The sequence below is a fragment of the Ruegeria sp. YTSC003 genome (assembly GCF_059609785.1).
Genome location: NZ_JBXWMK010000004.1, coordinates 318334 through 344563 on the forward strand (window position 1 = coordinate 318334; position 26230 = coordinate 344563).

At 57.0% G+C, this 26230-nt stretch carries 21 protein-coding genes; 10 read left to right on the plus strand and 11 right to left on the minus strand.

The window, feature by feature from the left end:
• Positions 1–51: 51 nt before the first annotated feature.
• The 4 genes from AC2FFH_RS10610 (at position 52) to AC2FFH_RS10625 (ending at position 5820) form a co-directional block, all read left to right on the plus strand.
• Entirely contained in the window at positions 52–1734 is a 1683-nt protein-coding gene (locus tag AC2FFH_RS10610; RefSeq protein WP_496844382.1) for a sulfatase-like hydrolase/transferase, read from the plus strand.
• 94 nt (positions 1735–1828) lie between these two features.
• A complete protein-coding gene (gene gpmI / locus AC2FFH_RS10615) occupies positions 1829–3346 on the plus strand; it encodes a 2,3-bisphosphoglycerate-independent phosphoglycerate mutase (protein WP_496844383.1) in 1518 nt (505 codons plus the stop codon).
• Entirely contained in the window at positions 3343–4473 is a 1131-nt protein-coding gene (locus AC2FFH_RS10620) for a murein hydrolase activator EnvC family protein (RefSeq protein WP_496770046.1), read from the plus strand. Before gpmI ends, AC2FFH_RS10620 begins: the two co-directional genes overlap by 4 nt.
• Positions 4474–4479: 6 nt before the next feature.
• Positions 4480–5820, plus strand: coding sequence for a S41 family peptidase (locus AC2FFH_RS10625; protein ID WP_496740916.1), 1341 nt, complete (start codon positions 4480–4482; stop codon positions 5818–5820).
• A 48-nt stretch (positions 5821–5868) separates the two neighbouring features.
• Here AC2FFH_RS10625 and AC2FFH_RS10630 read toward each other — a convergent pair whose 3' ends face one another.
• From AC2FFH_RS10630 to AC2FFH_RS10640, 3 genes are all read right to left on the minus strand, one after another.
• Positions 5869–7395 carry an MFS transporter gene (locus AC2FFH_RS10630; RefSeq protein ID WP_496770043.1) on the minus strand — a complete coding sequence of 509 codons (1527 nt, stop codon included), beginning with the start codon at positions 7393–7395 and terminating at the stop codon, positions 5869–5871.
• Positions 7396–7485: 90 nt separating this feature from the next.
• Complete coding sequence (locus AC2FFH_RS10635) at positions 7486–7845, minus strand: hypothetical protein (RefSeq protein ID WP_496770041.1); 360 nt, start codon at positions 7843–7845, stop codon at positions 7486–7488.
• A gap of 11 nt (positions 7846–7856) precedes the next feature.
• Positions 7857–8618 carry a DUF6478 family protein gene (locus AC2FFH_RS10640; protein ID WP_496844384.1) on the minus strand — a complete coding sequence of 254 codons (762 nt, stop codon included), beginning with the start codon at positions 8616–8618 and terminating at the stop codon, positions 7857–7859.
• 245 nt (positions 8619–8863) lie between these two features.
• On the opposite strand from AC2FFH_RS10640, the gene AC2FFH_RS10645 reads away from it, so the two are divergent.
• Genes AC2FFH_RS10645 through AC2FFH_RS10660 form a run of 4 tightly spaced genes read left to right on the plus strand, consistent with a single transcriptional unit; the run spans position 8864 to position 15115 of the window.
• Entirely contained in the window at positions 8864–11962 is a 3099-nt protein-coding gene (locus AC2FFH_RS10645; protein WP_496770034.1) for an ABC transporter transmembrane domain-containing protein, read from the plus strand.
• A complete protein-coding gene (locus tag AC2FFH_RS10650) occupies positions 11955–12851 on the plus strand; it encodes a CPBP family intramembrane glutamic endopeptidase (RefSeq protein WP_496844385.1) in 897 nt (298 codons plus the stop codon). The genes AC2FFH_RS10645 and AC2FFH_RS10650 overlap by 8 nt, the downstream gene beginning before the upstream one ends.
• A gap of 60 nt (positions 12852–12911) precedes the next feature.
• A complete protein-coding gene (accD, locus tag AC2FFH_RS10655; RefSeq protein ID WP_496770032.1) occupies positions 12912–13844 on the plus strand; it encodes an acetyl-CoA carboxylase, carboxyltransferase subunit beta in 933 nt (310 codons plus the stop codon).
• Entirely contained in the window at positions 13841–15115 is a 1275-nt protein-coding gene (locus tag AC2FFH_RS10660; protein WP_496770031.1) for a bifunctional folylpolyglutamate synthase/dihydrofolate synthase, read from the plus strand. The genes accD and AC2FFH_RS10660 overlap by 4 nt, the downstream gene beginning before the upstream one ends.
• A 77-nt stretch (positions 15116–15192) precedes the next feature.
• Here AC2FFH_RS10660 and zapE read toward each other — a convergent pair whose 3' ends face one another.
• Complete coding sequence (gene zapE, locus AC2FFH_RS10665; protein ID WP_496770028.1) at positions 15193–16251, minus strand: cell division protein ZapE; 1059 nt, start codon at positions 16249–16251, stop codon at positions 15193–15195.
• Between the two features lie 146 nt (positions 16252–16397).
• On the opposite strand from zapE, the gene AC2FFH_RS10670 reads away from it, so the two are divergent.
• Entirely contained in the window at positions 16398–17633 is a 1236-nt protein-coding gene (locus AC2FFH_RS10670) for an MFS transporter (protein WP_496770026.1), read from the plus strand.
• Position 17634: 1 nt separating this feature from the next.
• On the opposite strand, the gene AC2FFH_RS10675 is transcribed toward AC2FFH_RS10670, so the two are convergent.
• The 5 genes from AC2FFH_RS10675 to AC2FFH_RS10695 form a co-directional block, all read right to left on the minus strand.
• Complete coding sequence (locus AC2FFH_RS10675) at positions 17635–18255, minus strand: HAD family hydrolase (RefSeq protein WP_496770023.1); 621 nt, start codon at positions 18253–18255, stop codon at positions 17635–17637.
• 143 nt (positions 18256–18398) lie between these two features.
• Positions 18399–18854, minus strand: a complete 456-nt coding sequence (locus AC2FFH_RS10680; RefSeq protein ID WP_496770021.1) for a YaiI/YqxD family protein — start codon at positions 18852–18854, stop codon at positions 18399–18401.
• Entirely contained in the window at positions 18851–20308 is a 1458-nt protein-coding gene (sthA, locus tag AC2FFH_RS10685; protein WP_496770019.1) for a Si-specific NAD(P)(+) transhydrogenase, read from the minus strand. Before sthA ends, AC2FFH_RS10680 begins: the two co-directional genes overlap by 4 nt.
• 3 nt (positions 20309–20311) lie before the next feature.
• Positions 20312–21145, minus strand: a complete 834-nt coding sequence (gene fghA, locus AC2FFH_RS10690; protein WP_496726933.1) for an S-formylglutathione hydrolase — start codon at positions 21143–21145, stop codon at positions 20312–20314.
• Between the two features lie 101 nt (positions 21146–21246).
• Positions 21247–22176 (minus strand): AEC family transporter, encoded by a 930-nt coding sequence (locus AC2FFH_RS10695; protein ID WP_496770016.1) that lies wholly within the window; start codon positions 22174–22176, stop codon positions 21247–21249.
• A 207-nt stretch (positions 22177–22383) separates the two neighbouring features.
• Here AC2FFH_RS10695 and AC2FFH_RS10700 point away from each other — a divergent pair, with 207 nt between their 5' ends.
• Positions 22384–23001 carry a TetR/AcrR family transcriptional regulator gene (locus AC2FFH_RS10700; RefSeq protein WP_496844386.1) on the plus strand — a complete coding sequence of 206 codons (618 nt, stop codon included), beginning with the start codon at positions 22384–22386 and terminating at the stop codon, positions 22999–23001.
• A 70-nt stretch (positions 23002–23071) separates the two neighbouring features.
• Here the strand turns inward: AC2FFH_RS10700 and AC2FFH_RS10705 are convergent, their stop codons facing one another.
• Positions 23072–24442, minus strand: coding sequence for an HlyD family type I secretion periplasmic adaptor subunit (locus tag AC2FFH_RS10705; RefSeq protein WP_496770012.1), 1371 nt, complete (start codon positions 24440–24442; stop codon positions 23072–23074).
• Positions 24439–26196: a type I secretion system permease/ATPase gene (locus AC2FFH_RS10710; protein WP_496844387.1), complete on the minus strand. Its 1758-nt coding sequence runs from the start codon at positions 26194–26196 to the stop codon at positions 24439–24441. The genes AC2FFH_RS10705 and AC2FFH_RS10710 overlap by 4 nt, the downstream gene beginning before the upstream one ends.
• Positions 26197–26230: the final 34 nt, after the last annotated feature.

Genomic DNA, 26230 nt, shown 5'->3' on the forward strand with positions numbered 1-26230 from the left:
GATGGCAATGGCTAAATAAACCCCTGAGGCATCTTGCGGGAGGGCGCGGGTTTGGCCAAAGCTAAAAACATCCTGTTTATCATGTTCGATCAGCTGCGCTGGAATTACCTCAGCTGTTACGGGCATCCGCATTTGCACACCCCCAACATTGACCGGCTGGCTGCTGACGGAGCCCGCTTTGATCGGGCCTACATCCAGTCCCCGATTTGCGGCAGTTCGCGCATGTCGACTTATACCGGCCGCTACGTGCATTCACACGGTGCCTCATGGAATGGCATTCCGCTGAAAGTTGGTGAAATCACGATGGGGGATCACCTGCGCAAGGCAGGCATGGACTGCTGGTTGGTCGGCAAGACCCATATGCGCGCAGATGCGGAAGGCATGGAGCGGCTGGGGTTGGAGCCTGACAGTCTGATCGGCGCGCGCGTCGCGGAATGCGGGTTTGATGTATATGAACGCGATGACGGTATGCTGCCCGAAGGGCCCGACGGTTTTTATGATCCCGATGATGCGAAGGAATACAATAAGCATCTGGCTGCAAAAGGGTATGAGAGTGACAACCCCTGGCACGACTTTGCCAATTCGGGGCTGGATGAGGATGGCAATGTCCTGTCCGGCTGGTTTTTGAAGAACTCAACCGAGGCGGCCAACATAGCGGAAGAGGACAGCGAAACCCCTTATCTGACCGGACGAGGCATCAAATTCATGGATACCCATGATGGCCCGTGGTGCTGTCATCTGAGCTTTATCAAGCCGCATTGGCCATACATCGTGCCGGAACCTTATGCCTCGATGTACGGGCCGGGACATGTTCTGCCGGTTGTGCGCTCCGACGCGGAACGTCAGAATGCGCATCCGGTGCTCAAGGCGTTCATGGATACAAAAGTGGGGCAAGCGTTCTCACGGCAGGATGTACGTGATGCGGTGATCCCGGCCTATATGGGGCTGATCAAGCAGGCCGATGACCAGATGGGGCGACTGTTTGCCTGGATGGAGAAGACCGGCCGGATGGAGGACACAATGATCGTGCTGACATCCGATCACGGCGATTTTCTGGGTGATCACTGGATGGGCGAGAAAACGTTCTTTCAGGATGCCTCGACCAAGGTGCCGCTGATCATCTACGATCCCTCGCCTGAGGCGGATGGAACGTGCGGAACCGTCAGCGATGCGCTGGTCGAATCCATCGACCTTGCTCCGACATTTGTGGATGTGGCGGGCGGTGAGATCGCAGGGCATATCCTTGAAGGGCATTCCTTGCTTCCGATCCAGTATGGGCAGCAGAACGATACACCCCGCGATGTGGTGATTTGTGAGTACGATTACTCCGCATCACCAATTGCAGACATGCTGAATGCCTCTGTCCGGGACGCAGTAATGTTCATGGCAGCTAACAAAAAATGGAAGCTGATCCACTGCGAAGGCGGCCATCGGCCTATTCTGTTCGATCTGGAAAATGACCCTAATGAGCTTGTCGATCTGGGGGACAATGCCGATCACGCCGATGTAATTGCCAAAATGTACGACCATCTTTTCGTTTGGACACGCCGCCAGTCGCAACGCACCACGCGGTCGGAACAGCAGTTGATTGAGATGCGGAGCAAAAGCCGGGGCAGGGGGATCATGGTCGGGGTCTATGATGAAAAAGATGCGCCGCTGGACCTGACCGTCAAGTATCGCGGTCGCACGGCGCGTCCGTATACGGAATTGATAAACAAGGGTTGGGCGGCCTAAGTATTAAATCTGCACGACCGCGCACAAAATAAGGTTCAATTGCCCGAGGGCAGGCGATACAAGACCGACCAGAGCAGAAATCCGGAGAGCCGCAATGACCGCCCCCAAACCTGTCGTCCTGTGCATTCTTGATGGTTGGGGCCTGTCCGAAGACACACGGTCTAACGCGCCGTATCTTGCAAACACGCCGACCTTTGATGCGATCATGACCAATGGGCCGCACGCGACCATAGTTACACATGGCCCTGATGCCGGCTTGCCCAGCGGCCAGATGGGCAATTCCGAGGTTGGCCACACCAATATTGGCGCGGGCCGTGTTGTTGCGATGGATCTGGGGCAGATCGACCTGGCAATTGAAGACGGCAGCTTTTTCGACAGTGCCGCATTGCAGACCTTCATCGCAAAGGTGAAGGCAGCGGGTGGAACGGCGCATCTAATGGGTTTGGTCTCGGACGGTGGTGTCCACGGTCATTTGAACCACATCGTCGCTGCTGCCAAGGCGATCACCGATGCGGGCGTTCCGGTGGCGTTGCACGCCATGACGGACGGGCGCGACGTCGCTCCGAAATCGGCATTCACCTACCTATCGGAACTTGAAGATCGTTTGCCCGACGGGGCGCGTATCGTCACGGTTTGCGGTCGGTATTTTGCAATGGATCGGGACAATCGCTGGGAACGCGTCAGCGAGGCTTATGATGCGATGGTCAAAGGCCAGGGTCGGGCTGCCACAACCGCGCATGGCGCTGTGGATCACGCATATAACCAGTCTGAAACCGATGAGTTCATCGCTCCCACTGTTCTGGAAGGTTACGGCGGCATTCAGGATGGTGACGGGGTTTTCTGTTTGAATTTCCGAGCGGACCGCGCCCGTGAAATCTTGCGTGCGATTGGCGAACCGGGCTTTTCGGACTTCGATACGGGCCCGCGCCCGCAGCTTTCCGCCCTGTTGGGAATGGTCGAGTATTCCGACGGTCACAATGCCTATATGACAACCGTGTTCCCCAAGCGGAAAATCGTGAACACTTTGGGTGAGTGGGTTGCCAAGAAAGGATTGCGCCAGTTCCGTCTGGCCGAGACCGAAAAATACCCTCATGTCACGTTCTTCCTCAATGGTGGCAAGGAAACGCCCGAGGAAGGCGAAGACCGGTATATGCCAAAATCGCCCAAAGTGGCCACCTATGACCTGCAGCCCGAGATGTCTTCGGCCGAAGTGACGGCGAAATTTGTCGAGGCGATCGAGGCGGACTATGACCTGATCGTCACGAATTATGCCAACCCCGACATGGTTGGTCACACCGGCGATCTGCAAGCCGCAATCAAGGCATGTGAGGCCGTCGATCAAGGCTTGTCGCAGGTTGTCGAGGCACTGAACAAGGTCGGTGGCGCGATGATCGTCACTGCGGATCACGGCAATTGCGAGGTCATGGTTGACCCCGAAACCGGCGGGCCGCACACCGCGCATACTCTGAACCCGGTTCCCGTGGCGCTGGTCGGTGGGCCAAAAGGTGTCTCGTTGCGCAACGGCCGCCTTTCCGATCTAGCCCCGACGCTGTTGGACATGATGGGTCTTGAGCAACCGCCCGAGATGACGGGGCAGAGCCTGCTGTCATGAGGATGCGCGCGCTTATCTTTGCGATATGTCTTGCGTCGCCTGCCAGCGCGCAGAATGATCCGTCCACAGCAGCCTTGAATGCGGCGCGCATGCTGGAACAGGCCTCGATCAACCTGACTGAAGCCGACGGTGCCCGCGACCGCGTGCGTGCCCTGACCGAAACTATCCAGGCTTATGAGGCCGGGCTTTCAGCGATGCGGGACGGGTTGCGCATGGCAGCGACCCGCGAGGCACAGCTGACAGCAGAATTGCGGTCGCGGGAACAGGAGGTCGCGCAGCTGCTGGGTGTATTGCAGACCATTGAGACCACGGCACCACCCGTTCTGATGCTGCACCCGTCCGGGCCCCTTGGTTCCGCGCGGGCAGGCATGATGCTGTCCGAAGTTACTCCCGGACTGAACGCGCGCGCGCAGGCACTGGCCCATGATCTGCAAGAGGTCCAGACCCTTCGAAAACTTCAGCAAAGTGCTGCAGACACTCTGGTCGAAGGGTTAACCGGTGTGCAAAACGCGCGCACCAGCCTCAGTGAAGCCATCGCTGACCGCACGGATTTGCCCCGTCGCTTTGTCGAAGATCCGGTTCGCACGGCCATCCTGATCTCATCAACTGAGACGCTGGATGGGTTTGCCAGCGGATTGTCCGAAATCCCGGAAGGCGAAATTGCTGAAACAGACGCGGATGTCTCTGACCGTAAGGGGCGGATTGAATTGCCGACCCAAGGTGTTGTTTTGCACCGCGCGGATGAGACTGACGCGGCTGGTGTGACGCGCCCCGGTGTGGTTTTGGCCACCCGTCCTCGGGCAATTGTTACAGCGCCAACCGCGGCAACGATCCGGTATCGTGGACCATTGCTGGAGCTCGGGAACGTCATGATCCTCGAGCCGCAACCGGGCTTGTTGTTCGTGTTCGCCGGGCTGCAAGACGTTTACGGAGACATGGGCGAGGTCATCCCCGAAGGCACTCCGGTGGGTTTGATGCCGGGTGAATCGCCCGAAATCGGCGCAATTTTGTCAACAAGCGGTGATGGCACTGGAACTGACCGGTCAGAAACGCTCTATATAGAGGTAAGACAGAATAACAGCCCCGTGGACCCGGAATCATGGTTTCGGACCGACAAGGATGGATAAACGAGTATGAAGAAATTTCTGATGGCCGGTCTGGCCGGAACCGTGGCAGGTGTAATCGCAACTACACAAATCGCTGGTCCTTTGCTGGCGCAAGAAGCTGACCGCAAGGCCAGCGTGTACGAGCAATTGGATCTGTTTGGCGATATTTTCGAACGTATCCGCGCCCAGTATGTCGAAGACGTTGAGCCGGAAGAGCTGATTGAGGCGGCCATTGACGGCATGCTCACGTCGCTTGACCCGCATTCCAGCTACCTTTCACCCGATGATGCCGAGCAGATGCGCGTGCAGACACGGGGCGAATTTGGCGGATTGGGCATTGAGGTCACGCAAGAAGAAGGGTATGTCAAAGTTGTCTCGCCAATCGACGACACGCCTGCGGATGAGGCTGGTATCGAAGCAGGTGATTTCATCACTCATGTCGATGGGGAAAGCATCCTTGGCCTGACATTGGACAAGGCCGTCGATCTGATGCGTGGCCCGGTCGGGTCGGAAATCGTGATCACGGTCGTCCGCGAAGGCGAGCAAGAGCCGTTTGATATCACCATCATTCGCGACACTATCAAACTGACAGCCGTGCGTGCCCGGACCGAAGGCACCAGCGTAGTCCTACGCGTCACCACCTTCAACGATCAGACATTCCCGAACCTGCAAGAAGGCCTAAATGAGCAGATTGAGGAAGCCGGTGGTCTGGACAAGGTCAATGGTGTTGTCCTTGATCTGCGGAACAATCCCGGCGGGTTGCTGACCCAGGCGATCAAAGTTTCGGACGCATTCCTGAACGAAGGCGAGATCGTGTCCACGCGTGGTCGCGACCCAAGCGATGGTGAGCGGTTCAACGCAACGCTGGGTGATTTGGCCGAAGGCAAGCCGATTGTTGTTCTGATCAATGGCGGTTCGGCATCAGCCTCGGAAATCGTAGCTGGCGCATTGCAAGATCACCGTCGTGCGATCGTTGTCGGCACCAAGAGTTTTGGCAAAGGATCGGTGCAAACGGTCATGCCGTTGCGCGGCGATGGTGCAATGCGCCTGACGACTTCGCGCTACTACACGCCCTCGGGTCGTTCAATTCAGGCACTTGGCGTCAGTCCCGACATCATCGTTGAACAGCCGCGCCCGGCGCCGGATGCCGAGGAAGAGGAAGCCAACGCCCGCACGCGGTCCGAAGCTGATCTGCGCGGCAGCCTGAACAATGACAGCCTGAGCGAAGATGAAATCCGTCAAATCGAAGAAGATCGCGCCAAAGCCGAAGCCACGGCTGAATTGCGGGAAGAGGATTATCAGCTGGCCTACGCCATCGACATCCTCAAAGGTTTGTCGGCGTTCAACCCCAACGGACCGTCTCAGTAAGACAAACAGGGCCGCCGATACTGGCGGCCCTTTCTTCAAAGGCCGGGATCAACCCTCAACCTTGTGCAGTTTCTCTTCGTCAAGCATCATCGCCAGAACAATGCCTATCGAGACCGAAATGGCCGCAAAGACAAAGGCCATGTTCATGCCTGCATCAAATGCGGCAGCGATGGCAGATTTGACCTTTTCAGCCTCTTCCGAGCTTAGCTTTTCCATAACAGCGCGGGCTGTACCGGTCGTAAGCGTTCCACCGTTGATCGCCTTTTGATCGGTTACAGACATGTTGATCCCATCCGCAACCAGCTGTTTGCTGAGGCTGGACAGGCTGACAACATACATAATTGCGGTCGCGAAGGCGACGGAAATGGCGCCATATACCAGATGGGTCATAAAGCTCAGGCCGCCCACAAGGCCAGCGCGTTCAGGTTTGACGGCGCACACGGCTGCAGTGCCTGACGGCCCAACCGTCAGTGTTGCGCCCAGCCCGATCATCGCCATGCCAGGCAAAATCTGAAAATAGCCCAGCCCCGCCGGCAAGATGATAATGCTGAGAACGCCAGTCGTTGCGATCAAATACCCCCAGAACAGCAGGCGCTTTGGCCCGAAATCATTATAAAGAGTGCCCGAAACAATCGAACCGACGGCCAGCAGGAGTGTCAGCGGGGCAAGCCCAATCGCCGACTCAAACACAGACCAACCAAGGACCTTTTGCATGTATTGAGGGAAGTATAGCAGCCCGACAAAGGCCGCCGACACGTTGAACATGTTCAGTCCCAGCGTGATCCGAAACTCGCGGTTCTGCATCATTTGTGGCAGCAAGAGAGGCTCTTTCACGCGCTTTTCGACTTGCGGGAAAAAGAAGAACAGCGCGGCGCTTACGAAAAACAACATCAGCAGCGGGACAGACGTCCAGCCCCAGTCCGCACCGACGTCCAGCCCATAAAGCAGCAAAAGAACAGCAAGCGAGAGAATACCCATCCCGGCAAAGTCAATATGTTCGCCCTTTTTATGTTGGGTTTCACGTTCCATAAGGATCAAGGCCGTAACCATCGAAATGGTCGAGAACACAACGTTTGCCAGGAAGAAAAACCGCCAATCCCCAAAGCTGACTGCGGCACCGCTGATCAGCGGACCAAAGACATTGCCGCTGGTCACACCGGCCAGGATCATGCCCATGATCATGGCGCGGTGTTCGGGGCGCGAGACTTTGGTTGCGCCAAAAGCCAATGTGCAAGGCCAAACGCAGCCGGAGCCAATCCCCTGCAATGCGCGAGCCACAATCAGAAAGTCGAGACTGGGAGAGACAAAGCACATGACGGACGCAAACAGAAAGATTGCCAGCCCAATGATCATCATCTTGCGGTGCCCAAACATGTCCCCCATGCGCCCCCCGGCGACCATAGTCATGGCAAAAAACAAGGCGTAGATGTTCAGCACCCACTGGGTGCTGGTAATATCAGCGTCAAAACTGTTTTCGATGGCGGGGACAAGAATAAGAGCGCCGGTAAAGTCGATACCGATCCCGAACCCTGTCACCATCAGAGCGATGACCTTGACGATACTGCTGCGGTCCATTTTCGCACCCGGGTTGCTTCGGATGACATTTATGATGCACGGATTCCGCCTGAAAGATAGACAAAGGCTTGGAAACGAAGAAAACCCGGATCAGTCCGAAGGTACCTGAGACCGTCTAAACGCCCGTTTCAACAAGTCGAGTTCCGCCCGCAACAAAGCGATTTCGGTCCGCAAATCATCCGCGGTTGATGCCCCCGCAATGATTGTGAATTCACCGATCTTCTGTGATGTGTTTGCATCGGCTATTACAAAGCAATGAACCCCGTCGGCAATCGCGGTTGATGGCACTGGCACACTCAGCTCCCAACCACCATCGGTGGCGGTCATGAATACACCCTCCAGCGCCTGGCCCATATAACGGACTTCGACGTGCGGTTCAGTGTCGGCCTGCAGGTACCCGCGCCAGAGGCCGTTTTCGAACAGGGTTGGGGTCAGGGTTGGTTGTGTCATGGCCAATGCTCTCACATGTCGGCGCGGTGGTGGCGGCAAAGGGTCAGGTCCCGCAGAACTATGCGGTTCATAGCCGGATTGGTCAGAACCAGGTCCAGCCAAATCTTGTCTATTCGCCGTTCGTTCAGCGGCAAATTGGCAAGATCGAAATCTAGAACATTCGAACTTGTCGACAAATCAAGAGACCGTGGAACGGAATCGGTGTTTGGGCCGTGCTGAATATTCAGTCGTGCGGTCACGTCCAGCGGACGTTCTGTTTCAATCTGGGCATCGACCCGCATCAGGTGCTGCCGCGTCAATCCTTGCACAGCCTCAGGCGGCAAATCCAGCGACACAGAAAGGAATGACCCCGCAAAGCCAAATACTTCGACGCCAAGTCCAAACGCGGCCAGGTCCTTTTCGTCCATGTTTCGTGCCTGTCGCACACTGATCTCAGATAGGGCACAGTCATGGAATATCTTTACCTGTTGATCCAACTCGACCTTACGCGGGATTGAGGCGAGACCCGGCCGAGGCAAGGGACCCCGCCACAAATCAGGTCGCCAGCACCAGTCAGTACCCAGCGGCTTGGGAAATTGCTTTGATCCAATCTGGGGCAGCGTCAGTCTTTCGTTTGCTTCCCGTAGCAAACGGTCCAATTGCGCACGCAGTTTCCGCGCCTCGTCGCGCTGTTGACGCAATTGGGGGTTCGTGGCCCCGGCCGCGTCTTGTACGGCCCGTTGCCAGCGCGCAATAGTTTTGCGGTGTAGATATCGTTCGAGAAGTTTGCCCATGATCCCATCGTCTGAACTTGACCTTCTTTAGTCAAAGACAACGGCGAGGATAAGGCCGAATTGGTGAAATCCGCATAAAACTATCCGACACTAACGTGGTTGTGACTGGGCGGTTTTGTTTGTGTCTGCTAAGGCCGCCATTGCCGTTCTTGCAATCATCCGGGACTGTGCGTACCGTCCGGCACCTGATTGCTGTGGATTATCCGAAAAACCGCGTACTAAATTCTTTGAGGCAAGGCCGGGGCATGGAACCCACACTATTTTCGTTCATCTGGAAACACTCGAAAAAGCAGCAGCTTGTGCTGTTGTTTCTGACGGTGTTGTCGTTTCCGTTTCTCTACGCCTCGCTTGAGCTGCCAAAACAGATCATCAACGACGCAATTGGTGCGCCCAACGATAGCGTTACACTTTTTGGGTTCACCTTCACGCAGGTCCAATATCTGCTAATCCTCTGTTTTGCATTTTTGGCCACTGTAATCGCCAGCGGCTTGATGAAGATGCGCATCAACACGATGAAGGGCATATTGGCCGAGCGTATGCTGCGCCGGCTTCGGTTCACGCTGATTCACCGCGCGATGCGATTCCCGAAATCGTATTTTGCCACCACCAGCCAAGGTGAACTTGTTTCAATGATCACCTCTGAGGCCGAACCGATGGGCGGCCTGATGGGTGATGCGATTGCCCAGCCGGTGTTCCAGTTTGGTCAGATGATGACCATTGTCACCTTTCTGTTCATGCAAAGCGTTTGGTTCGGTCTGGCCAGCATCGCGTTGATTCCGTTGCAGGCATGGCTGATCCCAAAACTGCAGCGCCAGATCAACCTGCTGAACAAGGAACGTATTCAGCAGGTCCGCCACCTCAGCTCGGAAATTGGCGAAAGCGCAGCGGGCATCAGCGATTTGCGGGCCAATGGCGGCTGGCGCTATCGGTTGGCACAATTCAGCCATCGGTTGGGAACCTTGTTCGAGATCCGGTTCAAGATCTACAACAAGAAGTTCTTTATGAAGTTCCTCAACAATCTGATCACTCAGATGACGCCGTTCCTGTTCTATTCGGTCGGTGGCTATCTGGCGATCACGGGTGAAGTGACAGTGGGTGCGTTGGTCGCGGCGCTTGGGGCATACAAGGACCTTAGCGGCCCATGGAAAGATTTGCTGACCTATTACAACCAGGTTCAGGATATGTCGTTGCGTTGGGAAATCGTGATTGAACGCTTTGCCCCGGACAACATGATCCCTGAAGAGCTATTTGTGGGTGAGCCAGAGTCCATTCCGCATCTCAGCGGCGATATCGAACTGCGCAATGTAACAGTGCGCGATGATGACGGGAAAACCATCCTTGAAGATATCGATCTGACCATCCCCAAGGGCGCCCGCGTTGCTATTCAGTCGTCAAGCGCCGCCGAGCGCGGCGCGTTGGCGCAACTGCTGACACGAGAGCTTTTGCCGATACAAGGCAGCGTCACAATTGCGGGTCACGATTTGCTAAAACTCCATCAGACGGTAATTGCGGCGCGGATCGGCTATGCCTATTCGCGACCCTATCTGTTTGACGGGACTTTAGGCGATAACCTTTTGATGCCGTTGCGAACCCATCCACAACACGAACCCGACGCAAAGAAGGCCCCAAGCCGGTGGCAGATCGAAGCGGTGCGGGCCGGGAACCCTCCGGATTCTCTGTCGGATGAGTGGATCGATCCCGGCCTGGCAGGGTTGGAAGACATCGAGGATATCCGCAACTGGTGGTTTCAGCTGGTCGAGGCGATGGGCATCGACGAGTTCATGTTCCGCCGGACATTACGTACCCAGTTCGATCCAGTGCAACATTCTGCCCTGGCGCGTGATATCGTAAATCTGCGCGATACGGTCGCGCAGAGGTTGGAAGAAAAAGACCTGGCGCGGTATGTCTATCGGTTCGAACCGGACCGCTTTAACCCGGCTGTTCCGCTGGGGGGCAACCTGCTGTTTGCCGCTCCGTCTCGCGATATCTCACCGGATATTCTGGCGGGCGATGATCGGTTCATGTGGATGCTGCGCCATCACGATCTGGATGATGATGCAATGAGCATTGCAAGCGCGGTGCTGGAAACACTGCACCAGACGTTTGGGCGGGACGGGGCAGATCACCCGCTGTTCCTTCGTCTGGGTATGGCCAAGGATATGTTCCACCGCCTGCTTGATATCGAGGATCGGCGCAAAGCCAAAGGGGATGAAGCAATCAGCGAGGGCGAGCGTGCCTTGTTGCTGACCGTTCCGTTCCTGCTGACCGCGGAACAGATCGGGCCTGATTTTCCGGACGAGTACAAAGATAAGATCTTGGCCATCCGAAGGGGGCAAGCGGAACAGCTGCGTGCCTCGATGGATGGGATGTTCGTTCCGGTCACGCCGGATGCATATATTGAACGCATGACTGTCATGGAAAATGCCCTGTTCGGGCGGGTTTCTTTGATGGCCGGGGCGCACACGGATGAAATCGAAGATGTCGTCGCCGAAGCCATGAACGAAGCTGGTCTGCGCCGCCGGGCGGCGGCCATTATCTATGACCTGCCCTCGGGTCTGGGTGGGAATAACCTGCCGACGGTATTTCAGGAACGCGCCGCATTCTCGCGCGCGGGAATCAAGCGTCCTGATGTGTTGATCCTGGACAAAGCTCTGGCCAGCCATGATTCCGAGAGTAGGCTGAGAACTCGGCTGAAACTGCGGGAATTGTTGCCGGATTCCATCATGGTCTTCATGGAGGATTACTTTGCCCATCCCGAAGCCTATGATCTGTTCGTCGAGATCAAGGATGGTCGAATTGACGGCGTCTCGCGAACCCGTCCAGAAGAAGAGGCCAGCTCAACAGATGACCTGAGCCGCAAGCTCAAGATTATCTCGTCGACCGAGCTGTTATCCGGCATTGACGGTCGCAACCAGCGCCTTCTGGCGTTTTCGGCGCAATGGTACGATGCCGCAGCCGGGCAGATCATCTTTTCCGAAGGGCAAACGCCAGATGCCGCTTATCTGTGTATTTCGGGCGAAGCCGACCTGATCTGGAATGAAGGGAACGGAACCGCGCGTACGATCTCGGTCATCGAGCCGGGGCGTCTGATCGGAGACTTGTCGATCATCACGGGTGAAATTCGGCAATTTGATTTGGTCGCGGTCAAGAATTGTTCGTTCCTGCGCATTGGGGCCGAGGAATTGCGCGCGGTTATTGAAAGTGACGCAGGTGTTGCGATGCAGCTGCTGCAGACGGTTGCCGGCTATCTGACTACGATTTCCCAAAGGCTGAACGCCGCCAATGCAACCTCATTGATCTTCGACGATGACGCGCCGAACCGGGATGTGGCCGACAATGCCTGACGCCCACCCCGGCAGATACATAGCGCATGAACGGCTGGTTGCACCTTCGCGCGCACGGCCAGAGCTGTGGCGCCTGCTGGTCGGGCTGACCATTGTTGGCGTGGTTGGCATCCTGCTGAATTTTCTACTTTTTGGATTGGTTGCGGGCCTTGGGTCCGTGGAGTGGGCTCAAGGTTTGTTGACCGGCGCATCCCCGGTTGCACTTTTGGTGCTATTGGCAAGCTTTGGCTTCATCACATTGGGCGTGTCCATCGCTGCAAAACGCCTACAACATCGAACGCTGAGCTCAATCTGTGGTCCATGGCGCGAGGGCATTGGGCAATTCTGGAGTGTTTTTAAGGCATTGCTGATCGTTGGGATCGTCGTGGCCATCTTGCCGCCATATGGCATGGGCGCAACGCTGACGCAGAATTTGGCACTGTCGACCTGGCTGTTGTTTCTGCCTTTCTCGCTTTTTGCAGTGCTGATTCAGACAAGCGCTGAAGAGGTGCTTTTTCGGGGATACATTCAGCAAAGTCTGGCAGCGCGATTCCGATCGCCGGTTATTTGGTTGGGCGTACCGTCGATTTTGTTCGCGGCAGGTCACTATGCCCCCGGCGCGGCCGGAGACAACGCGCTATTGGTTGCTGTGTGGTCTGGGATGTTTGGCCTGATGGCGGCGGATCTGACGGCACGGGCAGGGACGTTAGGGCCTGCTATCGCATTGCACCTGTTCAATAATATGGTCGCTCTGCTGTTTGTTTCCTTACCCGATGGCTTAAGTGGTCTGGCATTGTATATGCTTCCTTACGACATGTCGGATACCGGGGCGCTGCGGCAATGGCTGTATGTGGATTTTGCTGTGATGATCGTCAGTTGGCTAACGGCGCGGGTTGCGCTCAGGCGTTGATTGCATTTCTTTCCGTAGCGTCTTATTTGACGTCAAAGCCGCACAAGCCAAGGTTCCGATATGAACTGGATTACAAACTACGTCCGCCCACGGATCAACTCGATCTTCTCGCGCCGAGAAGTGCCTGAGAATCTTTGGCACAAATGCGATGAATGCGGAACCATGCTGTTTCACCGTGAGTTGGCAGAAAACCAGAATGTCTGCACCCAGTGCGATCATCACATGGCGATCACACCGCGCGCGCGGTTCGATCATCTGTTCGATGGTGGGATCTTTACCGAGGTTGAGGTTCCCGCGCCCAAAGACGATCCGCTTCAGTTCCGCGATCAGAAGAAATACCCCGACCGGATGAAAGCCGCCCAAAAGAAAACGGGCGAGAAAGAGGCGATGTTGGTCGCCTTAGGCGAAATTGGCCGGACCCCGATTGTTGCGGCCGCGCAAGACTTTTCGTTCATGGGCGGATCCATGGGCATGTATGTCGGCAACGCGATCATCGCGGCCGCGCAAGAGGCTGTGAAACAGAAACGCCCGCTGATCCTGTTTTCCGCTGCTGGTGGCGCGCGGATGCAAGAAGGTATCCTGAGCCTGATGCAGATGCCCCGCACAACCGTGGCAGTAGAAATGCTGAAAGAGGCAAATCTGCCCTACATCGTAGTGCTGACTCACCCAACGACAGGCGGTGTGACGGCTTCATACGCGATGCTGGGTGATGTCCATATCTCGGAACCCAATGCGCTGATCTGTTTTGCCGGTCCCCGCGTGATCGAACAGACGATCCGGGAAAAGCTGCCCGAAGGCTTCCAACGCGCGGAATACCTGTTGGATCACGGCATGTTGGACCGTGTGACCAAGCGGACCGAAATGCGCGATGAGTTGATCACCATCACGCGGATGTTGATGAACCAGCCTCCGGCGGTCAAAGGCGATCTGCCTGCGCCCGAATCCGAAGATGCAGTGGCAGAAGCCCCGGCTGAAGACGCGGAAGAGAAATGACCCCTCAGACATCGGACGTCATCCTGGAAAGGATGATGGCGCTGCATCCCAAGATCATTGACCTGACCTTGGATCGTGTCTGGCGTCTGCTGGCCGCGCTGGACAATCCGCAAAACAAACTGCCGCCGGTGATCCACATCGCGGGAACCAACGGCAAGGGCTCGACCCAGGCCATGATCCGAGCGGGGCTGGAAGGGGCAGGGCTGACCGCCCATGCCTATACCTCGCCCCACCTGGCCCGGTTTCATGAGCGTATTCGTCTGGCGGGTGAACTCATTTCCGAACCGGATCTGACGGCGGTTCTGGACGAATGTTATGCCGCCAACGGTGGCGAGAACATCACGTATTTTGAGATCACGACCTGCGCGGCCCTGCTGGCTTTTGCCCGGTCCAAGGCGGACTACACGTTGCTTGAGGTCGGGTTGGGTGGCCGGTTGGATGCGACCAATGTCATTCACGACCCAGCGGTAACGGTCATCACGCCGGTTTCAATCGACCATGAGCAATTTTTGGGCGATACCTTGGGCAAGATCGCCGCAGAAAAGGCCGGCATCATCAAGCCCGGTGTTCCCTGCATCGTTGGCCCGCAACAGGATGAGGCGCTGGAGGTCATTGAATACACTGCCGCGCGTCTGGGTGCACCTTTGTTGGTGCATGGCCAACACTGGCACGTCACCGAAGAAAACGGGCGGCTCGTCTATCAGGACGAAACTGGCCTGCGCGATCTACCGCTGCCAAATCTGTTGGGCGCACATCAGTATCAAAATGCCGGTGCTGCGCTAGCGGTCTTGCGTTATCTGGATCTTGGGGAAGACGCCTATGAGGCTGCGGTGACCAAGGCTGAATGGCCAGCCCGCATGCAGCGATTGAAAACCGGCCCTCTGGTCGAACAGGCCCCCGAGGCCGAGCTCTGGCTGGATGGCGGTCACAACGCCGCCGCAGGTTTGGCATTGGCCGATCTACTGGCGAAGCTGCCTGCACGTCCAACCCATATGATCTGTGGGATGTTGAACACAAAGGACGTCACCGGGTATCTGGCTCCGCTTGCCGCGCAGGCGCAAAGCCTGACGGCAGTCTCTATCCCGGGTGAGGTCAATACGCTGAGCGCTGACGACACCGCTGAAGCCGCTTCTCGGGTTGGGCTAGCAGCGTCCACCGCCGACAGTGTGACCGAGGCCCTGAAAAACATTACCGAAAATGACCCGCAGGTGCGGGTTCTGATCTGTGGATCACTATACTTGGCCGGTAATATTCTGCGCGAGAACGGCTGACGAACGCACATCCGCACAGCTTCATCTGGCCAAAAATATCCCGGGGAGACGCGCAAAGCGCGGCGGGGGCAGCGCCCCTATTGCCCCCAATCCTGATCCTGCATTTCGCGCAGGCGCGACGCGGTGCGTTCAAACTCAAATGTGCCTTCACCTTCGACATACAGCATCTCGGGCTCTGCCGCAGCTGAACAGATCAAGCGGACTTTTCCCTCATACAGTGCATCGATCAACGTTACGAACCGTTTGGCTTCGTTAAAATTATTGCGCGACAGGCGCGGGATGTCCTCAAGCACCAGAACTTTTACCGCTTCCGCGATAGCAAGATAATCTGCCGGGCCCAGCAACCTTCCACAAAGGTCGTAAAAACTGGCCCGCGCCACGCCGTTTCGAAAAGCGGGCAGTTCTACCGCACGACCGTTGACCTGCAGGATCAGCGGGTCCGCCGCCCCCCCGGCCAGGTCATTCCAGACGCTGCGAATGCTCGCGCGTGCTTCGGGGCCTATGGGCGTAAAGTAAACAGGTGCGCCTTCCAGCCGGTTTTGGCGGTAATCCGTGGGTGAGATCAGCTCCCACACCTCAAGCTGTTCTTTGATATGTGCAATGAAAGGCAAAAATAGCTGACGGTTTAGCCCGTCCTTGTAAAGGTCATCCGGATGGCGGTTCGATGTCGTCACGACCACGGTACCACCTTCATGCAGCAGATCGAACAGACGACCAACAATCATCGCGTCCGTGATATCGGTGATTTGCATTTCGTCAAATGCCAGTACGCGCGCGGACTTGATCACCGAGGCGGCCACTGGAGCCAACGCGTCTTCCACTCCATCCTTACGGGCCTTGTGCATGCCTGCGTGGATTTCCTGCATAAAGGCGTGAAAATGCACTCGGCGGGCGGGGATGTCTGCCAAAGAGTCGACGAACATATCCATCAGCATGGATTTTCCGCGCCCGACTCCGCCCCACAGATATAAACCCTTGGGCGGCGGCGGGGCTTTTCGAAAGAACCCCCGTTTCACAGGTTCGGCCAATGCCGCCCGGATACGTTCGAAATGAGGAAGAACAGCCTCTTGCGCGTCGTCTCTGGTCAGGGTGCCGTCGGCCACCTGCGTGTCATAAAGCGATATCAAACCCGTCATGTTTTGAGGCATAGCGCCCGGTTTGCCCGTTGAAAAGCAGCCATTTCTCGGACGCATCAATTTTGCTGATCCGTGACCGCAAAACTCCTGAATTGACGCACAAACTAAACGCGGTAACGTCTGGTTCTTGAACGCCCGAGGACCTAATGCCCCAACACACGCGCTTGCTGAACCCCATCCTGATCGTCGGGTGTATCATCATCACCGTCAGTTTTGCCGTGCGCGCATCGTTTGGCGTGTTTCAAATCCCCATCGCAGATGAATTCGGCTGGCTGCGCTCGGACTTTTCGATGGCAATCGCAATTCAGAATTTGGCCTGGGGCATTGGGCAGCCAATATTCGGCGCCATCGCCGAAAAAGTCGGCGACAGGCGCGCGATTACTCTGGGGGCTCTGACCTACGCGGCGGGTATGGTTCTGTCGGCCTGGTCCGTCACCCCGTTCGAACACCAGATGTACGCATGGCTCGTGGGGTTCGGTATCGCGGGAACAGGATTTGGCGTGGTCCTTGCCGTGGTGGCGCGGGCATCGTCGGACGAAAACCGCTCCATGTCGCTCGCGATTATCACAGCTGCGGGCAGTTTCGGTCAGGTCCTGGGGGCCCCTACAGCCGAATGGATGCTAAGCTTTATGCCCTGGCAGCAGGTGTTCATTGTATTCGCCACAGTGATTTTGGCACTGGTGCTGACATTGCCGTTCATGCGCGCCCCGCAGGCCGCCAGCAAGGCAGAGCTCGAAGAAAGCATGAGCCAGATCCTGACCAAAGCGTTCCGCGATCCATCCTATACGCTGATCTTTCTGGGCTTTTTCAGCTGCGGCTACCAACTTGGCTTCATCACCGCACACTTTCCCGCTTTTGTGACCGAGATGTGCGGACCCATTCAACCCGGCGGCGTTCTGCATTCGATCGGCATCACTACTACATCAGCACTAGGGGCTGTTTCGATTTCACTAATTGGTCTGGCCAATATTGCAGGCACTCTGTTGGCGGGTTGGGCCGGGAACCACTTTCCCAAAAAATTCCTTCTGGCAGGTGTTTATACAGCGCGTACACTTGCGGCGGCGGCTTTCATCGTGTTCCCGATCACGCCCCTGTCGGTCATCGTGTTTTCGCTGGTCATGGGTTCGCTTTGGCTTGCCACCGTTCCGCTTACTTCGGGGTTGGTCGCGCATCTCTATGGGCTGCGCTACATGGGCACGCTGTATGGGATCATCTTTTTCAGCCATCAGGTCGGCAGTTTCCTGGGGGTCTGGTTGGGCGGCCGGATGTACGACCAGTACGGCGACTACACCATGGTCTGGTGGATCGGCGTTGCGATTGGGGCGTTCAGCGCCATCGTCCACCTGCCCATTCGCGAAAACCGATCATTGGCCACCGCCTAAGCTATCGCGCCTCTTCGACCGTCAGCAAGCCTTCTTGCACAAGCCGGTCCGCCCAGCCTTCTGGTCCGGTAAAGTGATGCGTTTGCCATCCCCGGGCGCGCGCCGTTGCGATATTGTCGATCCGGTCATCGGTGAACAACAGCGCTTCGGGCGGCAGGCCACAGTCTTCTTCTACCATTTCATAGATCGGAACGTGCGGTTTGACGGTCTGCATCCGTCCTGACACGTATTGTTTGTCGAACTCGTTGAGAAACGGGTAAACCGTCGTCGCATAGTCGAAATTTTGCACCCCGAAATTGGTCAATGTAAAAACCGGCACGCCTTTGGCCCGCAAGGCCCGCTGCAGGCGAACTGAATGGGGGATTTCGGGCGTGGCAAGTTCGATCCACTTGTCGTGCCACAGGCGAATTTCATCTCGCCATTCGGGGTACTTCTCGGCCCAATCATAGATCGTATCAGTGAAGTGGTGACCCTGATCCACGAGGTCATTCATTCCGTGCAGATCGACCTCAGAGAACATGGCGCGACGGCGCTCTTCTCCGATGACCCGGTCATAATAGCGTTCGGGTTGCCATTCGATCAGAACGTTCCCGATGTCAAAAACAACAGCTTTCACCGACATGTTAGTACCTGTCTTCTTGTTCCTTAGTTGGTGCTACTGAACCAAGCGCGACAGAATTGTTCAAGGCACAACCGCAGCGCGCAGCGCTGCCCGGCCCAATTGTCAAAGACGCATCTTTGATGCGTCGCTGGAAAGCGGGAGGACTAGCCCCGCTGCGCAGCCCTCAATTCCCGTTCCAGGGCGTCCAAAAACCGGGATCGGTCAGCCTTGCCAAAAGGTTTTCCGCCGCCGCCCGCGCCCAATGGGTTGGATGCGCGCAAGTCGGCCATCAAATCACGCATGGCCAGTTGCTGGCCGATATTGGCCGCGGTAAAGGCTTCACCGTTTGGCCGCAGAACCCGCGCACCGGCTTCGACACATTTTGCGGCCAGCGGGATATCGGATGTCACCACAACGTCACTAGGCCCACAGCGTTCGGCGATCCACTTGTCAGCCTCATCCGCACCCTCGGACACGATAACCACCTGCACCAATGGGTTTGCAGACGGCCGCAAGCCACCGTTTGACACCAGTGCCATCGGAACTTTGTGCCGGGTTGCAACCCGTTCAGCCTCGGCTTTCACGGGGCAGGCATCGCCATCGATATAGAGGGTCGTCACGCCTTCTTGGCCTCTTTCTTGGTCGGTTCTGCTGGTTTCTTGCGCACTTTGAATTCTTCCGGAATGGGCATCCGGTTGAATGCATCCAGGCCGGCGATCTTGTAGGCCTCGGCCAGGGTTGGATAGTTGAACGTATTCTGCACGAAGTAATCCACCGTGCCCTTCAGATTCAGGACCGCCTGCGCGATATGGATCAACTCGGTCGCGCCTTCACCCACGATCTGAACACCCAACACCCGGCGGGTTTTTAGTGAAAACAGCATCTTCAGCATGCCGTGTTCCAACCCCATGATATGCCCGCGCGAGGTCTCCCGGAACCGCGCCACGCCAACTTCGTATGGGATGCCGCGTTCTTGCAGTTCCTCTTCGGACATGCCGCAAGTTGAGATCTCGGGGACCGAATAAATGCCGTAAGGATACCAGGGACTTTCCGGCAGGGTAGGGGTTTCCAGCGCGTGACATGCAGCCACACGGCCCTGTTGCAGCGAGGTTGAGGCCAATGATGGGTGCCCAATCACATCGCCAGTCGCGTAGATATGCGGCACTGCAGTTTGATACGTCTTGCGATCCACGTCGATCCGATTGCGATGATCGGTTTCCAAGCCAACGGCCTGCAGGTTCAATGCCGATGTCGCCCCCATGCGCCCGGCGGCGAACAGTAGCATCTCAGCTCGCACGTGGCGGCCATTCTCGAGAGTCACTTCGACATGGCCCCCAGCGTCTTCTATCTTTTGAACGGCTGAGCCCAGACGTAGGTCCACGCCGTTTTCGCGGATCTGATGGGTGAAATCATGGATTAGGCGGGTGTCGATGAAATCTAAGAAGGTTTCACGAGGTTCAATTAACGTCACCCGAACGTCCAATGCCGAGAACATGGTGGCGTATTCCACGCCAATCACTCCGGCACCTATCACGACCAGCGAGCGTGGGATCTCTGCCATCTCAAGAAAATCGTCACCGTCCACAACGGTCTTTCCGTTGAATGGCACATAATCCGGGCGATAGGTTTTTGTTCCGGTTGCTATCAGGAACTTGGCTGCTGTCAGTCGCGTGGTCTCACCTGCATCAGTGGCGACTTCCACCTCGTGCGGCCCAACGAACCTGGCCAATCCGTTCAAGGTCTCCACATGGTTGCGGTTGAACTGGTGCTCCAACACGTCAACTTCGTGATCCAGCGTCATATGAAGACGTGCCTTAAGGTCTTCGGCCCGGATCTGATCTTTGACCCGGTACGAGCGGCCGTAGAAGCTGCGCTCGCGCCAGCCCGACAAGTTCAGAACCGTTTCGCGCAAGGTCTTTGACGGGATCGTACCGGTGTGGACGGACACGCCGCCGAACCGATCCTTACGATCAATCACCAAAACGCGCCGTTTCAGCTTGCCCGCCTGAATCGCGGCCGACCGACCCGAGGGGCCGGACCCGATGATGATCAGGTCATAGTCGTATTGGCTCATGCCTCAGTCTCCGTACAGTGCCTCAGCGTGGAAGGTGATGTGGTCTTCCATGAAGGTCGACACGAAGAAGTACGAATGATCGTAGCCCGGTTGCAGGCGGAAGATTGCCTGCTGACGACGTTCGGCAATCGCCTGCGCCAAAGTTTCGGGGCGCAGCAAGTCGATGAATTGGTCACTGGCACCAGTGTCGATCAGGATAGGGCCATCAAAGCCGATTTCTTTCATCATGACCGAGGCATCGTGTTTGACCCATGCCGTCTCATCGTCGCCAAGGTAGGCGCTTAATTGCTTGCGACCCCAATCCGCACCCGTCGGGTTCGATATGGGTGCGAAGGCGGAGACAGACCGGAAGCGACCCGGCAGGTTCATCGCGAGCGTCAGCGCCCCGTGACCTCCCATCGAATGTCCGGTTATTGCCTGACGCTCCGCATCGATCGCGAAGTTTTCGATCAGCAAAGCAGGCAATTCTTCGGCCACGTAATCCCACATGTTGAAATGCGGCGCCCAAGGTTGCTGCGTGGCGTTCAGATAGAACCCGGCGCCCTGGCCCAGATCATAATCCTCGTGATCCGCGACACCCTCACCGCGCGGGGAGGTGTCCGGGAAGACAACCGCGATGCCTTGCTCGGCCGCCCAAGCCTGAGCACCTGCTTTGGTCATCGCGTTTTCATGGGTGCAGGTCAGGCCTGACAGATACCACAAAATCGGAACCGGGCCGTCCTTGGCCTCGGCTGGCAGGAACAGGCCAAAGGTCATGTCGCATTGGCAGGCAGTCGAGGCGTGGCGGTAGACGCCCTGAACGCCTCCGAAACATGCATTTTCCGAAAGGGTTTCCATTTGGTTTTGTCCTTACGTTGGGTTTGCGACATGGCTATCCTTCCACGCTCGATACGTAAAGGCTGAGCGGCTTTGATGTGCCATTTTTGACAAGGCCTAGATCAGGGCGTTCCAACCCAGGCGATGACCAATGGCACCGTCAGAATGCTGGCCGCTGTGGACAAAAGTATCGCAGCAGATGCACGGTGCGGCGCCACCCTGTAATGGGCGGCCAGCATATAGACGTTACCCGCCACCGGCAGTGCCGCGGCGGCGATGGCGACGGAAGCAGGAAACGCAGCCACGGGCAAAACCCAAAGCAACACAACGGCGACACAAGCAGGGTGGACAACCAATTTACAAAAGCTCAGCCAGCCTGCAATGTGAACGCGTTCCGCGGATTTGCTGGCCAGAGAAGCTCCGATCGCGAACAGGGCACCCGGTGTGGCTGCCCCGCCCAGAATTGTCAGGAAATCATTCAATGGGACAGGAACGAGGATCTGCAAGGCGGACCACAGCAATCCTGCTGAGATCGAAACAATCATTGGATTCTTGATCAACCCAATCCCGATCAGGCGGAAGGTTGCAGGCGTCAACCGTCCGTCGCGCCCACCATTTATCAGGATGACGATCAGGGATGAAAACACCACAAGATCTACCGTCAGAACCAGCATAACCGGGCCAATCGCGGCTTCGGTAAACAGCAGCGCCAGCATGGGCAGGCCCAGAAAACCGACATTGCCGATGGCCGCGCATTGTGCCTCTACCGCTGCGGTCGGGATATCAAGCCGGCGTATCCATGCGACAACCGTCGCCAAGACGTACACAGCGGCGGTTCCGATCAAGTATCCAACGACTAGCCTTGCATTGAAGATATCCGCAAAGGGCAGGGTGGCGGCAAAGCGAAACAGCATGGCCGACAGCGCAAAATAGAAAACGAATTTCGTCAGGTACGCCGTTGCTTCTTCAGAAAAAAATCGACTGCGCCCGGCCCAGTACCCCAAGCCGATGATCGCAAAAAAGGGCAGTGTGCGCAGAAAGATATCGACCATGTGCAACGTGGTAGCACGTAACACACAGGCTGCAAGATGTGACGGGCCAGTTATAGGGTTTTGGGGACGCGCGTTGTAAAATAACTTAACTGGTCAATCGAAAACCTAACGTCATCTGTGTTGCCAGATGCCTGCTAATTGTGCGATTTGTTGTATCTGAACTGAACGGTTTATACATTTGTCACCCAATCGACCGAAGGAGAGTACATGACCGAAGCAGCCGTCATTCTGCGAACAGGCCGAAAATTTGATCAGGTCCTGCGCGGAGCCCGAGAGGTTTTCATGGCGGATGGTTTCGAAGGTGCAAGCGTCGACGACATCGCGCGCGCTGCGGGGGTGTCGAAGGCGACGCTCTACAGTTATTTCCCGGACAAACGCCTGCTGTTCATGGAAGTGGCGCAGGTCGAGTGCAGGAGAATGGCCGAAAACGTCGTGGCGATGGTCGACGACTGCAAGCCAGCGCGCGAAGTTCTGACTATCGCGGCGACGGAACTGACGACTTTTTTAGTCTCGGACTTCTCGCAACAAATGTTCCGCATCTGCATCGCCGAGCGTGACCGGTTCCCCGAGCTGGGCCAAACATTTTATGAGGCCGGGCCGCAGAACGGTCAGCGCCAGATGGTCGAGTATCTGGAAAAGGCAGTCAACAAGGGTGAGCTCGCCATCGACAACCTGCAATTGGCGGCCGAACAGTTCAGTGAACTATGCAAGGTTCGGATTTGGACCCGCGCTGCCACCGGTGTTCAAAAGAGCTTTTCCAAAGCAGAGTTGGATGCAATTGCGACGCAGGCCGTTGATATGTTCATGGCGCGATACGGCGTCTAACCTGCTGCATTTAATCACAAGAAAGATGTGAACGACCCGCACCCGGCAAGCCGGATGCGGGCAAAACAAGTCACTCGATAAAAGTCTTGGCCAGCCGGTCACTGATTGGCTGTGACAGATAGCTGATTACTGCGCGCTCGCCGGTTTTCACGAACAGATCCGCGGGCATTCCTGGCAACAGATCCAGTGCGGCGACTTCGATGGGTTGATCGGGATCCAGTTTCACCCGGGCTTTGTAATAAGGCTCGCCTGTGCGATCGTCCTCCAGCGCGTCGGCTGAGATGTCAAAAATCCGGCCGCTGGCTTCAGGCACATCGGTCTGCGTAAAGGCTGACAGGCGAATGCGCGTTGCCTGACCGATCTGCAACTTGTCGATGTCGGCGGTCTTGATACGTGCTTCGACGATCAGGGCTTGATTGGCGGGAACAATATCCATGATCGCCTCTCCGGGGCGAATGACGCCGCCGGTTGTAGATACTGCCAAATTAACGACCCGCCCGCTGGCAGGGGCCAGGACCTGTGTTCGTTTCAACCGTTCCGATGCCCCTGAATATTGTGACCGGATCAGATCAAGCTGGGCATCCACAACCGCAAGCTCTCCGGCGATCACCTCGTCGCGCAGCTTTTGTTGGCTGAGCAGGGACAGCTGCAACTCTTGCATCTGGTCCTGGGCCTGCGCGATCTGGGTGCGCAACGACGCATCGACACCGCCCAGACGTTCCATTTCGATCTGGCGCGCGCTGACCCGTGTGACGGCCACAAGCCCTTTGTCCAGCAAAGATTTCAGATTGGACAGCTCAACCTGCGTGATGTCCTTCTGATTTTGGGTTGAGAGGCGTTGTTCGTTCAGGCCGGCGATCTGATTGCGCAGCCCCTGAATGCGCTGCGCGTTGATTTGAGCCTCGGTCCGGCGGGCGCGGGCTTCGGCGTCAAATAGTTGTTTCTGCGTCAGGTAGGGCGACAACCAATGCAGCCGCTGCATTCCATCGCTGAACCCGGCCAATGCGGTTGGTTCGTCAAACCTGTCCGTGCCGTTGATCTGCGCCAGCAAGCGGGCGCGCCGGACCGACAATTCGCCCAATTGGCTGCCCAGGACGCTCAGATCTACGTCGATATCCGAGCTGTCAAGCCGTACGAGGGGCTGACCTGCCTGAACAAATTCACCGTCCGTGACAAGGATCGAGTCGATGATCCCTCCGTCCAGATGTTCAACCGTTTTGCGGTCACCTTCCACCACAAACTGTGCTGGCGCGACGACCGCACCATCCAGTTTCGAGGCGAAGGCCCAATAGATGCTGCCGCCGACGAAAGCCATCAGGGTAAACAACCCAAACAGGACATAGCGTTTGATGCCAGAGGCTTCGGTCGTGATGTCCAATACTTGCACATCCTGGGCGGTGAGCACGTTCGGGGATTGTGTGCGTTTCATCAACTTGGTCATTGGGCAGCTCCGCTGATCTGAGTTGTATTGGCAGAGCGCGCGGTGGGTTCCTGCGCCCCGGATTGAGTCGGTTTGTCCAGAACGTTCCGGCGATTGACCTTAAGGACGTCCTCTTTATCCCCGAACTGTGTTTGAGCGCCGTTTCGCAGAACCATTACTTTGTTGGCAGCCTGCAACGTTGCAGGACGATGGGTCATGACGATGGCAATTGCGCCGCGGGACTGCGCTGCTGTAATCGCATCACGCAGGGCCTGTTCGCCTTCGGCATCCAGATCCGAATTCGGCTCGTCCAAAACCAACACAAACGGATCGCCATAAAGCGCCCGGGCCAGTGCCAGCCGCTGACGTTGACCACCCGACAGAAAGAACCCCCGACCGATGCGCGTTTCATATCCATCGGGAAGGGCGCTGATCATTTCGTGCACACCGGCTTCGCGTGCGGCACGCAGCATTTCGGCATCGCCTATGGCGACAGAGAAGCGCCCGATGTTTTCGCGGATCGTGCCGTCGAACAGCTCGATATCCTGTGGCAGATAACCGATCTGTTTGCCCAGATCCTCGTGGTTCCATTTGGACATCGGGCTGCCGTCCAGCAGAACCTCACCCCGTTGGGGGTGCCAGATACCGGCAATCATCTTGCCCAAGGTGGTCTTGCCCGAACCGCTATGCCCGATAACTGCCAACACATCTCCGGGCACAAGGCCAAAGTCGATCTGGCGGAGCGAGGCGTTGACGGCGCGCGGGGGGCCTGCCTGCGCAATCTTGACGTCCAGAGATTTGAACGCGCGCGGCAGGTGCAGATTGGGTGGGGCTTCGGCAAACTCTTCGGTTAGTTTTGCCAGCTTGGAATACGACCCGCGCGCGGCCAGAAAGCTGCGCCATTGACCGATCAATTGGTCAATTGGAGCCAGTGCACGGGCCAGCACGATGGTTGCCGCGATCATGACGCCAGCGGTGGATTCTCCGGTGATGGCCAGTGCCGCGCCAAGTCCCAGAATGGCCGACTGCAAACCCATCCGAACGGTCTTGGACACGACAGAAAAGCTGGCAACCCGGTCAGCGGCGCGGGTTTTGTGCAGATGGGCTTCAGCCTGAAGCGACGTCCAACGCCGCACCAAATCGGATTTCATGCCAAGTGCCTGAACCAGCTCGGCGTTCTTGTCACTGGTGCCGAACAACGCATCGGAACGACCGCGCGCTTGCGAAGCCGACCGCATCGGCTCCCGGGCGCGCGAGTTGTTGATCAGAGCCATGATCGTCAGCATGACGGCCCCGGCCAGACCAAGCAGACCCAGATAGGGGTGAAGGGCATAAAGGACCAACAGATAGAGCGGGATCCACGGCGCGTCGAAAAACGCGGTCAGCGTGGTTCCCGAGATGAATTCACGAAAGCCGTTCACGTCTTCGACAAGGTTTTCGCCAGCCTCGGCTTCGCCATGGACACGGCGGCGCATAGCCGCACCGAGGACCGGCGCGCCAACGTTCAGCTCAAAGCGGGCGGCCAGACGTCCCAAAATGCGCATCCGCATCAGGTCAAGGCAGGCGACGACAACAAAAACACCAGCCAGCAATGCAGACAGCGCGATCAAAGTGTCGACATTCTGACTGGTCAGGACCCGGTCATAGACCTGCAGCATATAAAGCGGACCAGCCAGCATCAGCAGGTTCAGAAACAAGCTGAAGAAGGCAACTGCGACAAAACCCTTGCGCAACGACCCCCAGGCGGTTTTTACGGGATTGGTTTGCTGGGACATCAGGGAACCCTTTCCGGTTTGACAAACGGGGCGA